Annotated in this window: 10 protein-coding genes; 8 read left to right on the forward strand and 2 right to left on the reverse strand. The window is 46.1% G+C overall.

Annotated features, from left to right (window positions below; all coding sequences use genetic code 11):
* Positions 1–172 precede the first annotated feature (172 nt).
* Both prlC and L5M17_RS10780 read left to right on the forward strand, forming a co-directional pair.
* Entirely contained in the window at positions 173–2,212 is a 2,040-nt protein-coding gene (prlC, locus tag L5M17_RS10775) for an oligopeptidase A (RefSeq protein WP_263147311.1), read from the forward strand.
* A gap of 174 nt (positions 2,213–2,386) precedes the next feature.
* Positions 2,387–2,917 carry a thioesterase family protein gene (locus L5M17_RS10780; RefSeq protein WP_011791203.1) on the forward strand — a complete coding sequence of 177 codons (531 nt, stop codon included), beginning with the start codon at positions 2,387–2,389 and terminating at the stop codon, positions 2,915–2,917.
* Positions 2,918–2,941: 24 nt separating this feature from the next.
* On the opposite strand, the gene L5M17_RS10785 is transcribed toward L5M17_RS10780, so the two are convergent.
* Positions 2,942–3,589: a glutathione S-transferase family protein gene (locus tag L5M17_RS10785; protein WP_131524442.1), complete on the reverse strand. Its 648-nt coding sequence runs from the start codon at positions 3,587–3,589 to the stop codon at positions 2,942–2,944.
* 206 nt (positions 3,590–3,795) lie between these two features.
* Here L5M17_RS10785 and L5M17_RS10790 point away from each other — a divergent pair, with 206 nt between their 5' ends.
* From L5M17_RS10790 to L5M17_RS10810, 5 genes are all read left to right on the forward strand, one after another.
* Entirely contained in the window at positions 3,796–4,485 is a 690-nt protein-coding gene (locus L5M17_RS10790) for a DNA-3-methyladenine glycosylase I (RefSeq protein WP_105250704.1), read from the forward strand.
* 814 nt (positions 4,486–5,299) lie between these two features.
* Positions 5,300–6,445, forward strand: a complete 1,146-nt coding sequence (locus tag L5M17_RS10795; RefSeq protein WP_105250703.1) for an efflux RND transporter periplasmic adaptor subunit — start codon at positions 5,300–5,302, stop codon at positions 6,443–6,445.
* Between the two features lie 9 nt (positions 6,446–6,454).
* On the forward strand, positions 6,455–9,589 hold the full coding sequence (locus tag L5M17_RS10800; RefSeq protein ID WP_263147315.1) for an efflux RND transporter permease subunit: 3,135 nt from the start codon (positions 6,455–6,457) through the stop codon (positions 9,587–9,589).
* Between the two features lie 141 nt (positions 9,590–9,730).
* Positions 9,731–9,994: a hypothetical protein gene (locus L5M17_RS10805; RefSeq protein ID WP_263141372.1), complete on the forward strand. Its 264-nt coding sequence runs from the start codon at positions 9,731–9,733 to the stop codon at positions 9,992–9,994.
* Positions 9,995–10,031: 37 nt separating this feature from the next.
* Positions 10,032–10,355 (forward strand): hypothetical protein, encoded by a 324-nt coding sequence (locus tag L5M17_RS10810; protein WP_131524445.1) that lies wholly within the window; start codon positions 10,032–10,034, stop codon positions 10,353–10,355.
* A gap of 56 nt (positions 10,356–10,411) precedes the next feature.
* Here L5M17_RS10810 and L5M17_RS10815 read toward each other — a convergent pair whose 3' ends face one another.
* Entirely contained in the window at positions 10,412–12,034 is a 1,623-nt protein-coding gene (locus tag L5M17_RS10815; RefSeq protein ID WP_131524446.1) for an AbgT family transporter, read from the reverse strand.
* 559 nt (positions 12,035–12,593) lie between these two features.
* Here L5M17_RS10815 and L5M17_RS10820 point away from each other — a divergent pair.
* Positions 12,594–13,160 (forward strand): LemA family protein, encoded by a 567-nt coding sequence (locus tag L5M17_RS10820; protein WP_173248363.1) that lies wholly within the window; start codon positions 12,594–12,596, stop codon positions 13,158–13,160.
* Positions 13,161–13,185 lie beyond the last annotated feature (25 nt).

A 13,185-nucleotide genomic window follows, 5' to 3' on the forward strand; every position in this document is an offset into this window, starting at 1 on the left:
TGCAACAATGTGTAGGTAAATAAAACGTAAATCCTAAATGCGAACTAGTTCACTTTTTTTCAGGGGAAATAGGGTTAAGTAAGGCGTTCGAAGGGGACAATCGGTTTTCTCGCCTTGATAAATAGGCCATTAGCCCTTATTTATAACAGATACAGATTGTTGAGGAGTCAATATGAGCAACCCTTTGCTTAGCGGCGCAAAATTACCGCTTTTTTCACAGATTAAACCGGAACATATTCAAGTCGCCGTTGAGCATGCCATTGCTCAGTGCCGCACTAAGATTGATGAAGTGCTGCAGAACCAAGGTCCTTTTACGTGGGACAACTTGGTCGCGCCATTAGAACAGGTTGACGATGAGCTAAGCCAAATTTGGTCGCCCGTTTCTCATATGAATTCAGTGACTAGCACAGATGAGTGGCGTGCCGCCCATGATGCTTGTTTACCTCTTTTATCGGAATACGGTACTTACGTTGGCCAACACCAAGGTTTGTATCAAGCCTATAAAGCGCTGCGAGCATCCAATGAATTTGCACAATTGAGCCAAGCCCAGCAGATGGTGATAGAGCACAGCCTGCGCGACTTTGAACTATCGGGTATTGGTTTAGATGACGCGCAAAAAGTGCGTTATGGCGAGATTGTAAAACGTCTTTCTGAACTCACCAGTGGTTTTTCGAATCAATTACTGGATGCGACGCAAGCTTGGACTAAGTTGATCACTGATGAAGCTGAGCTTGCTGGTTTGCCCGAGTCTGCCAAAGCCGCCGCTAAAGCGATGGCGCAGTCGCGTGAGCTAGAAGGTTGGTTATTTACCTTAGATTTCCCCTCTTATCTACCCGTCATGACCTACAGCGAAAACCGCAGTCTTCGGGAAGAATGCTACCGTGCGTTTGTCACTCGCGCTTCAGATCAAGGTCCCAATGCCGGAGAGTTTGATAACAGCCCGCTGATGGACGAAATTCTTGCTTTGCGCCACGAACTCGCATTGTTACTCGGTTTTGATAGTTTTGCTGACAAATCCCTGGCGACGAAAATGGCTGAAACACCGGCGCAGGTGATGGCATTTTTAAATGAATTAGCGCTGCGCTCAAAGGATCAAGCTAAGGCAGAACTGGCTGAGCTGAGAGCGTTTGCTGAGGCCGAATATGGCGTGACTGAAATGGCCTTTTGGGACTTAAGTTTCTATGCTGAGAAGTTGCAGCAGCATAAGTATGAGATTTCACAGGAAATCCTGCGTCCGTATTTCCCCGAAGATAAAGTGCTCTCGGGGTTGTTCTACACAGTATCGCGTTTGTTCGGCCTTAAAATCCTTGAGCAAAAGGATTTTGACCGATGGCATAAAGACGTGCGTTTCTTCGATATTTTCGACGAAACTGACGAACACAGAGGTAGCTTCTACCTCGATTTATATGCCCGCACAGGTAAACGTGGTGGTGCTTGGATGGATGACTGCCGTGTGCGCCGTCAAACCGCCAATGGATTACAAAAGCCAGTGGCATATTTGACCTGTAACTTTAATGGTCCGGTCGATGGCAAACCTGCGCTGTTTACCCATGATGAAGTGACAACCCTGTTCCATGAATTTGGCCATGGTATCCACCACATGCTGACCAAAATCGATGTTGCAGGCGTGTCGGGTATCAATGGTGTGCCTTGGGATGCGGTCGAGTTACCAAGTCAATTTATGGAAAACTGGTGTTGGCAGGAAGAAGCCTTAGCCGAAATTTCTGGCCACTTTGAAACCGGTGAACCATTACCTAAAGCCTTATTAGATAAAATGCTGGCGGCGAAAAACTTCCAGTCTGGCATGATGATGCTGCGCCAACTCGAGTTCTCGTTGTTCGATTTTAGAATGCACCACGAATACGACCCAGCTAAAGGCGCGCGCATTCAAGAAACCTTAGACGAAGTGCGTCGTCAGGTGGCCGTATTAACGCCGCCGGATTTTAACCGTTTCCAACATGGGTTTGCCCATATTTTTGCGGGCGGTTATGCCGCAGGTTATTACAGCTATAAATGGGCTGAAGTGCTCTCGGCGGATGCGTTTTCCCGTTTCGAAGAGGAAGGTATTTTCAACCCTGAAACGGGTCGTCGCTTCCTGCACAATATCCTCGAAATGGGTGGTTCAGCCGAGCCTATGGACTTATTCAAACAGTTTATGGGACGCGAGCCGAATATCGATGCCCTGTTAAGACATTCAGGCATTGCTGCATAAGCAATTGTGAGTTTTGATAAATCAGCCCATTTTAATGGGATGATTATCTGAGGTATTTAGCTTAATCGAACGATAAAAAGACGCCCTAGGGCGTCTTTTTTGTGAGCTATATCCCGCTTGCCCTGTGGTATGACCTCTGTTAGCCTGTGGCTCTTATTTCAAGGGCGGCGCGTTATGAATCTGTATTTTCGTTTGTTTTGGTTGTTATTCTGGCGCACGCGCCATTGTCGTAAGATCGATTTTCTAGGGACAAGCCGTATCACTTATCGTGCTTTACCGAGCGATTGCGATATCAATTTCCATCTAACTAATTCTCGCTATCCCGCGTTTATGGATCTGGCGCGGACTTATATGTTGGCTGAGATGGGTCTGCTGAAACGTTTCTTAAAGTTGAAGTGGATGCCGATAGTCAACGCCGCCGAATTTACTTATATTCGCGATATTAAGCCGCTGAAAACCTTTGAGATTGAAACCAAAGTCGTCGGTTGGGATGAAAAATATTTCTATATTGAACAACGCTTTGTGAGCGAACGTGGCCTACATTGTATCGTGCATGTGCGCGGTGTGTTTGTGTGCAAAGGTAAGCAAGTGCCGTTAGATGTACTAGTGAAAGAGGCGGGTTATACCGATCCTGCACCTGAGTTGCCGCCAGAAGTCGTGAAGTGGAAAGCGTTTTTGCAGTTGAAGAAAGAACGCAATATGTGATTGTGTTGAGGCATGACTTACTCGCTAAGGTATGCCTCTTATTCCTGCCGTTTCCTCCATCTCAGCCAGTAACACCTCTTCTTGTACTAACATCCAAGCGCCACGCAGTTGTGCCTGCTGCCAATAGCGCACGATTTCATCTAAATCCAACAGGTTTAGATGTTGGAAGCTATAGCTTAAACAAGGGATGAGTGCACAGTCGGCTAAGGTAAAACTGTCGCCACAGACCCAATGATGTTGTGTGAGTTGCGCGTCTAAGCGTTGAAACTGTGTCAGTAGTTGCTTCTCTAATTGTTTGATTTCGAATTCATTGCTGTCTTCTATGTGCTTTAACTTTTCTAATTGAAATAATGGGTTGTTAATATCATTGTCTATGATGCGATCGAACAAACGTACCTGTAAGTTGCGTTGTGGTTCTTGTGGCAGCAGCTGGGTACTGTTTTCAAAATGCCTATCTAAGTACTCGATAATAATGCTGGATTCGGGTATCAGCTGTTCATTTTGGGCTTTAAGCAGGGGGATTCGCGCTTGCGGATAACGTTGGTGAAATTCCTTGCGGGACAAAGGGTCGCGTAGATCTATGATTCTGGGGTAGAAGTTGGCCTGCTTTTCATAAAGTGCGATGAGCACTTTCTGTGAATAGCGTGATAACGGGTGATAAAAAAGCTCCATAGGCACTCACTCCAAACCCAGTCTTTTACGGACTTTACGTTTTAACTTTAGTCGTAATTGAAGCGCTTGCTGTAAGAGTTTTCTTAAAAAATGCTGGAATAAACACAATTTTTCTTGGCAAAGCCAAGTGATCCATCAGGGGTAAAAATAGGTATTATGAGCCCATATAGGAAGTGTCGGGATTTAATCATTTTAAAGGTAATAATATGAGCCAGTTAGAGCGTTTTTCATCTATTTATGCCAGAGCCAGTGAGCGCAAAGGCGGACCTGCTGGACTCGAAGCCTTATTGTCTGGTTGCCTGTCTGATGATGAAATTCGCCAATATCGGGATGCTGAATTATTGTCGGCGATGAGCCGTCAGGTGTTTCAAAGTGGTTTTGTATGGCGGGTGGTTGTTAACAAATGGCCCGAGTATGAGAAGTCTTTCTTTGGGTTCGAACCGCATAAAGTATTAATGTTATCGCCTGAGCAAATTCAAGCGCGGGCAAGTGATGCGACCTTGATTCGCCATCTTAAAAAGACCCAAGCTATTTATGATAACGCTCTGATGATCCACGATGTTGCTCGCGAACATGGCAGTTTGGCGCAACTGATCGCCGCTTGGCCGACACAGGATATTATTGGTTTGTGGGCGTTGTTGAAGAAACGCGGTACTCGATTGGGCGGCAATACGGGTCCCTATTTTCTGCGCGGTATTGGCAAAGATACCTTTTTGTTAACCGATGATGTACAAGGCTATTTTAAAGCACATAAGTTAGTCGATACGGGTTTTTCATCACAAACGGCGCTTAAGCAAGTGCAAGCCGTATTTAATCAGTGGCAACAGGAGTCGGGTCGTTGTTTGGCTGATATCAGCCGTATTTTGGCTTGCAGCGTGGGCGATAATCGAATTTAGTCCTGTTAAGTTGTGATTGAAGATGAACAAATTAGTTTTAATAGACAAATATTGCTTTGCTAGCAATATTTGTCATTACAGAAGCATTATTTGTGGGAGTCTGAGTTTCATTTAATGGGGTATTAATCTGAATTTCGGGTTTGCTCCGTTTTGGGGTAACCACTAAAATAGCCCGCTAGCTATTATTTGTGACTGTTTAATTGTGTGGCGTTACCTCATAACGCTGGCGCTGCCTTTTAGCCGTGCACAAATAGTAGATGTAATAAACTGCACAGCAATCCGCTATCGGATGTATTCATGTTTTTACGCACAAGCAGTCTGAAGCCAGCTCTTTGCTTACTCTCTTTCGGTATTGTCAGTCTTGATAGGGTCGTTTTTAACGACTTGATGCTGAGAGTGGCCTGAGTAAAAACAAGCGCGCTGCGTTTTCGTCTCTATGTACAAATTATTGCAACAAGTGACGGTTAAGCTAACGTCATTGAGCTGTGGGCTTTGGCCTGCCGCAAGTCTAGAATATGAACAGATTTGCAACATATTCAATATGGAGTAGGCTTATTGGGTGTTTTACGGCATATCCCCCTAACAATGCCACTCAAAGTTAACCGATTTTTTAAATCGAATAACAATTCGATGAATATAGTAATGCTGAATGAGTGAAAATTTTCATTAGTTTACAATTTAGTTTCGTTATCTTCCTTGTTGATTCATATAGGCTATGAGATAAATAACGGATTTGATTTTAGTTATAATTACGGCTCGTGTCAGCGCAATAAGTGTACTGGTATGTGGGCAGTTAATATTTGAAGGAGTTCTCATGCGGCAGACAATTAAACTTGCCTCAGTTATAAGCGTGGCGTTATGGATGGCAGCTTGCAGCCCTCAAGAAGAGAGCGCTCAGGCGGGTGCTGGTCCACGTAGTATGGAAGTGGGAATCCTTAATGTTGTTGCCCAGCCACAAGTGATTCAGGTGGAATTACCAGGACGCAGTAAAGCTTTCCTCGAGGCTGAAGTTCGTCCACAGGTTAACGGTATTATCACTAAGCGTAGTTTTGTTGAAGGTGGCAATGTGAAACAGGGTGAATCCTTGTATCAGATTGACTCTTCAACTTATAAAGCTGCTTTAGTGAGTGCCAATGCTGATTTAGCCAGAGCGAATGCGGGCTTAGCCTCAGCAAAAGCTAAGGCGGCACGTTATCAGCAATTGGTAAAAACCAACGCCATCAGTAAGCAAGAGTTCGATGAAGCTGAAGCGGCTTATAAAGAAGCATTAGCGAATGTAACCGTGGCTGAAGCTGCGATTAACACCGCTAAAATCAACTTGCAATATACTGAAGTATTAGCGCCTATCTCTGGTCGTATCGGTAAATCGAGTGTGACTGCGGGTGCGTTAGTCACTGCCAACCAGAGCCAAACGCTGGCGACGATTCAACAACTTGATCCTATCAATGTGGATATCGCGCAATCGAGTGCTCAGTTGTTACGTCTTAAAGCTAAGTTGCAGCAAGGTAAACTACAAGCTTCAGAAAATGCAGACGTGAAATTATTGCTTGAAGATGGTACTCAATATAGTCATCCGGGTAAGTTGCAGTTCGCTGAAGTGAGCGTGGATCCAAACACTGGCTCAGTTATTCTGCGCGCCGAATTCCCTAATCCTGAAGGTATCTTGTTACCTGGCATGTATGTTCGCGCTATGTTAAATGCGGGTACTGATCCACAGGCTATCTTGGTTCCACAAAAAGCGATTACGCGTAACTCTAAGGGTGAAGCTGTGGCTATGGTGGTGAATGACCAAGGTTTAGTCGAAGCGAAAACTGTGACGACCGCAGAAGTGATTAACAACCAATGGCGAGTCACTTCTGGTTTAACTGTGGGCGACAAGTTGATTGTGGAAGGATTACAGAAAGTTCGTCCCGGCGCTCCAGTAACCACCAAAGTTATTTCTGAAACGCAAGCACAATAGGGCATAGCTATGGCACGTTTTTTTATTGATCGCCCCATCTTTGCGTGGGTGATCTCCTTGATTATTATGCTGGCGGGGATCCTTTCGATCCGCTCGCTGCCAGTGTCCCAATATCCTAACATTGCACCACCGACCGTGGTGATCAGTGCTAACTATCCTGGCGCTTCCGCTAAGATTGTTGAAGATTCTGTGACTCAGGTGATTGAGCAACGTATGACGGGTATCGATCACCTCCGTTATATCGCCTCAGCCAGTGACAGTTTTGGTAATGCTAAGATCACTTTAACCTTTAACGCTGAAGCCGATCCGGATATTGCACAGGTTCAAGTGCAGAACAAGTTACAGGGCGCTATGACCCTGTTACCGCAAGAGGTGCAGGCGCAAGGGGTTAACGTTAACAAGTCGAGTTCAGGCTTCTTAATGGTATTAGGCTTCGTATCGACCGATGGTTCGTTAGATAAAGGCGATATCGCCGACTATGTTGGTGCGAACATTCAAGATCCTATGAGTCGCGTACCGGGCGTAGGTGAAATTCAGCTGTTTGGTGCCCAATATGCGATGCGTATATGGCTAGATCCGTTGAAATTGACTCAATACAACTTGACCAGTTTAGACGTTATCGCTGCGATTCGTTCTCAAAACGCTCAAGTTTCAGCTGGACAGTTAGGTGGCGCGCCCTCTGTGGCAGGCCAAGAGTTGAACGCAACGGTATCGGCTCAAAGCCGCTTACAAACGGCAGAAGAGTTCCGTAAAATTATCCTTAAATCGGATATTTCAGGTGCAAACGTCTTCCTAAGTGATGTGGCACGGGTTGAATTAGGTTCTGAAAGTTATGCTGTGGTGTCACTGTATAACGGTCAACCTGCGACAGGGTTAGCGATTAAGCTGGCAACGGGTGCTAACGCGGTTGATACTGCTGAAGCTGTTCGTGAAAAAATTGCTGAGATGAAACCTTTCTTCCCGCAAGGGCTAGAAGTTGTTTATCCATACGATACAACGCCTTTCGTTGAAAAATCGATAGAAGGTGTAGTGAATACCCTGCTTGAAGCTATTGTACTAGTGTTCATCATCATGTACCTCTTCTTGCAAAATTTCCGCGCAACTTTGATCCCGACTATTGCGGTACCAGTGGTATTGCTGGGAACCTTTGCGATTCTGTCGTTAGCGGGTTTCTCGATTAACACTTTAACCATGTTTGCTATGGTGCTCGCCATTGGTTTGCTGGTGGACGATGCGATTGTGGTGGTGGAAAACGTCGAGCGGGTAATGGCCGAGGAGGGCTTAAGTCCACTGGAAGCGACGCGTAAGTCGATGGATCAAATTACCGGTGCTTTAGTCGGTATCGGTCTGACCCTCTCCGCAGTGTTTGTCCCTATGGCATTTATGTCAGGTTCAACGGGGGTTATTTATCGTCAGTTCTCTATCACTATCGTATCTGCGATGGCGTTGTCTGTTCTAGTTGCTTTGATTTTAACTCCTGCACTTTGTGCGACTATGCTCAAACCGATTAAGAAGGGCCATGCTCATATCGAAACTGGCTTCTTTGGTTGGTTTAACCGTAGTTTCGATAAACTGACTAATCGTTATGAGTCGAGCGTTGCTGGGATCATCAAGCGCGGCTTTAGAGTGATGGCGATTTACGTTGTGCTGGTTATTGCAGTGGGTTGGATCTTTATCCGTATGCCTACGGCGTTCTTACCAGATGAAGACCAAGGTATTTTGTTCACGCAAGCCATTTTGCCGACTAACTCAACTCAAGAAAGCACCTTAAAAGTATTGGAGAAAGTGTCTGATCACTTTATGGCTGAGGAGGGTGTGAGATCGGTGTTTAGCGTGGCGGGCTTCAGTTTTGCGGGTCAAGGGCAAAACATGGGTATCGCCTTCGTTGGTTTGAAGGATTGGTCTGAGCGTGAAGCGTCTGGTATGGATGTGAAGTCTATTGCTGGTCGCGCTATGGGTGTGTTCGGTCAGATGAAAGATGCCTTAGTATTTGCCTTCGTACCGCCTGCGGTAATCGAGTTGGGGACGGCGAACGGTTTCGACATGTACCTGCAGGATAAGAACGGCCAAGGCCACGAGAAGTTAGTGGCGGCACGTAATCAACTGCTTGGTATGGCGGCACAGAATCCAAATCTGGTGGGTGTGCGTCCAAACGGTCAAGAAGATGCGCCAATTTATCAATTACATGTAGATCACGCTAAGTTGAGCGCGTTAGGCATTGAAATCACTAATGTGAACAATGTGCTTGCAACGGCTTGGGGTGGTTCTTATGTGAATGACTTTATTGACCGCGGCCGCGTGAAGAAAGTATATGTGCAAGGTGATGCCCAGTATCGTATGCAACCGGGAGATTTAGATTCTTGGTACGTGCGCAATAACAAGGGTGACATGGTGCCATTCTCTGCGTTTGCCACTGGTGCATGGGAATACGGTTCTCCACGTTTAGAACGCTTTAACGGCTTACCATCGATGAACATTCAAGGTGCCACGGCTCCTGGTTTCAGTACCGGTGCAGCTATGACAATTATGGAAGACTTAGCCAAGCAGCTTCCTCCTGGTTTTGGTGTCGCGTGGAACGGTCTATCGTATGAAGAACGTCTATCGGGTAACCAAGCGCCAGCGCTGTATGCTCTGTCGATCTTAGTGGTCTTCTTAGTATTGGCAGCACTCTATGAAAGCTGGTCGGTACCCTTTGCAGTTGTGCTCGTGGTTCCGCTCGGGATCATCGGTGCCTTGATTGCAATGAATGGTCGCGGCTTGCCAAACGACGTGTTCTTCCAAGTGGGGCTGTTAACCACAGTAGGGTTAGCGACTAAGAACGCCATCTTGATTGTGGAATTCGCTAAAGAGTTCTATGAGAAAGGTTCAGGCTTAGTTGAGGCGACCTTACATGCGGTGCGTGTGCGTCTTCGCCCCATCTTAATGACGTCTCTAGCCTTTGGTCTGGGTGTTGTGCCGTTAGCTATCAGTACCGGTGTAGGCTCTGGTAGTCAAAACGCCATTGGTACAGGTGTACTCGGCGGTATGATGAGCTCGACTTTCCTAGGGATCTTCTTCGTACCATTATTCTTCGTGATAGTGGAGCGTCTCTTCAGTAAGCGCGAGAAGAAAGGTAAAGAACAGAAGCCAAACTCAGCTGAATAAGCTCGATCGTTTCTAAACTTCTAAACTAAAGCCCTGCAATTGCAGGGCTTTTTGTTATTTTAATGCTGTTAGTTATAAAGATGGATAGGCACTGTCCGCGAGTTCTGGCATATTGCGCTGAGGCAGTTAAGAGGACGAAACATGGATGATGCTGCGTTGGAATTGCAAAAACTAGATGCACTCATTGCTAAGGGTAAGATGTACGTCATTTTGGTCTTTGGCGTATTGTTCTGGGGTATGCTGACGTCCCTCGTGGTCGCCTTAATACATTATTTTATCTCGGGCGATCCATTCTGGGCGGAACTGCAAAGAGCGCTCTATATTTATCCCATTGGCGGTATTTTATTTGGTTGGTTTGTGTGGGTGCAGATTAATCGTAAGCGAGATAAACTTCGCGCCCAATAGTATCAATAGTTCTGGTTAAGCTGAGTGTAGGAGTGACATGGTGTTTTCGTGGGGTAATCTTGCCACTAAGCAACTTATCGTGGGAATGGTATGCCATGGCATAGCGCTGGCATTTTTGGCCTATGGCGTTTATGCATTTTACTTGCAGGAGCTTGTACTACCAGAGTTAACTCGCTGTGTCGGTGCTGCTGTGTTATTTGTGGGCATGGGGTTAGCCCCTCAATTATTTTTTATGTCAGTGAGCCAGATAGTATCGCAAGCTGAGGACTCGACATTAAAATCTACCCTACAGACCTATGTGTTTAATCTAGGTATTTTTTTGATGATCTGCAGTCTGTTAATGGAATGGCTATACGACTAAAGCTATCGAATAAAGAAAGGGCGTCGACTTCACTATCGACGCCTTTTTTATTGCGGTTAAGGCGTGTAGTAAGTCGCGGCTCCCGGCCCAACGGGCAGACCAAAGCCAAATACCCACAGGAAGAAGAACGCTGTCCAACCCACGAAAAACACGAGCGAGTACGGCAGCATAGTGGCGATCAGCGTACCTATCCCTAGGTTTTTCTGGTAACGACAGGCAACCGCTAAGATTAAACCAAAGTAGCTCATCATAGGTGTGATTAAGTTAGTCACCGAATCCCCAATACGGTACGCCGCTTGAATCGTTTCGGGCGCATAACCAACCAGCATCAGCATAGGCACAAAAATAGGAGCGGTAATGGCCCACTGGGCCGAGGCACTGCCAAGCATCAAGTTGATAATGCCGCAGAGCATAATAAAGAACAAAAATACGATCGGGCCCGTCAAGCCAATGGATTGCAGAGCATCGGCACCTAACACCGCCAATACTGCACCTAAATTACTCCAGTTGAAGAAGGCGACAAACTGCGCGGCGAAAAAGACGAGGACGATATACATGCCCATAGTGCTCATGCTGTGGGACATGGCATTGATGACATCTTTATCATTTTTGATGCTGCCCACGACTTTGCCGTAAATAAAGCCAGGTATGGCAAAACAGATAAAGATAAAGGCGACTATGCCCTTGAGGAATGGCGAACCTGAGATGAGACCGGTTTCAGGATGGCGCAGCGGTGCGCCTTCTGGTACGACTGAAATCGCTAAAATAACCGCGAGCACTAACATAGATAACCCAGCCCATTTTAAGCCGCGTTTCTCAATAGCACTGATGCTCTCCATCGATTGCAGTACGGTTTCGTCTGCATCATCATCTTGGTATTGACCTAACTTAGGTTCGACGATTTTTTCGGTGACAAAGGCGCCAAGGAAAGTGATCACAAAGGTGGAGACAAACATGAAGTACCAGTTTACTTCTGGGCCGACGTTGTATTGAGGATCTATCATGCGCGCCGCAGCTTCGGTAATGCCCGATAGCAAGGGATCGACAGTACCAAGCAACAAGTTAGCGCTATAACCTCCTGAAACCCCGGCAAAAGCGGCAGCTAAACCTGCAAGTGGATGGCGGCCAAGGGAGTGGAAAATCATCGCCGCCATAGGGATAAGTACCACATAGCCAAGCTCGGCAGCGGTGTTGGACATAATGCCGGCAAATACTATGGTCACAGTGACTAATCGTTTAGAGGCACCCATGACTAAGGCGCGCATAGCCGCAGATAATAAGCCAGATCGTTCGGCAATCCCGACGCCGAGTAGTGCCACGAGCACTGTGCCGAGCGGCGTAAACCCGGTAAAGTTGGTCACTAGATGCGAGACTATCATCCGCAAACCTTCGGCGTTCATCAGGCTCACCACATGGATTAAACCGTCGGCACTGCGGCCGTGTGAGCCAATAGGTCTAGGATCGACCACGGTTAACCCAAAGTAGCCCGCAATACCTGAAATAATGACCACGGCAACACAGAACAGTGCGAATAAGGTGATTGGATGGGGCAGCAGATTGCCTAAGCGTTCAACAATATTGAGAAAACGTACAAACCAACCACTAGAGCTGATATCGCCCTGTTGTGGATTGGGTTCAGAAGCTTTTTGTGGGGGAATATCGCCGGAATTAAAACTCATCGTCCTTCCTTTATGTCGACCTTTACGCAGCGCAATATTTTGACCCTATAACAGACTCGAGACATTGCCGACGGCCGATTGTGGATGACGTGGCTGAGGGGATAACTCTAGGTGCAAGACTCGGAGTGAAAGCTAAGGTAAAAGTTAAAAAATTAGCGGCAAAGTATGATTGTTAAGTTTTAATTGAAACTTAAATGTTGCTATTGACTGTGTTGAAGTGAGGAGGGCGAAAATTAGGATAAAAAAATGGACTCTCGAGGAGTCCAGTATTCACGAGCAAAATTGGATGCTCTAATGTTGTGCCATATCACTATAGACGTTGTTTGCTGTATCGGAGCTGAATATCGATAAATTTATAGGTTAAATGCTGTTTTTTATGCAGATGATCACTTTTCATCGCTGAATATGGCCAGTTTCGTTGATGATTGCTCGTTAGATAACATCGCCAGCTCTGACCAGCGAGTAATTTCATTGTCTTAATCAGCCCGCAGGTGAAATTTTCACTCATTTATGGTTAGCTGTATCCTATTAACAAGAATAAGAAACCTAAGGATGGAAGATGGAAAAATTGTTATTGGGATTAACGCTGATTTTTATCGTGACCTATCTTTGGTACGTCAGCCTAGTCAAAAAGCGCAATACCGCGCTCGAAGCCTTGTCGGGTATCGATGTACAGCTGACCAAGCGTGCCGACCTTGTGCCTAATATTCTAAAAATTGCTAAACGATTTATGGAGCATGAAAAGTCACTGCTCACTGAAATCACCGAATTACGCACTCAGCTCAGCCATAATTACAACAAGGCCGACCCTAGCGCAGTTAAAGAACATTTAGTTCAGGCTGAGCGGTTGAACGACAAAATGAGTACCTTGATGGTGAATGTGGAGAACTATCCTGAGCTCAAGTCCGACAACACTATGTTGCAGGCGATGCAGACCTATAACGAGGTCGAAGCACATATCTCAGCTGCGAGGCGTTTTTATAACTCGGCAGTTTCCGAGCTTAATACTGCGGTAGAAATCTTCCCCGGCTCGATTATCGCTTCTATGGCGAGTATTAAAGTGATGCCATTCTATGAGGTGAGCGAAGCGGCAAAAGCGCCCGTAGATGCGGCCGAATACTTGTAAGCTTAGCTGTGCAGGGTGAGTTATC

Origin of the sequence: Shewanella sp. SW24 (genome assembly GCF_025653395.1) — a bacterium.
GTDB classification, from domain to species: domain Bacteria; phylum Pseudomonadota; class Gammaproteobacteria; order Enterobacterales; family Shewanellaceae; genus Shewanella; species Shewanella oncorhynchi.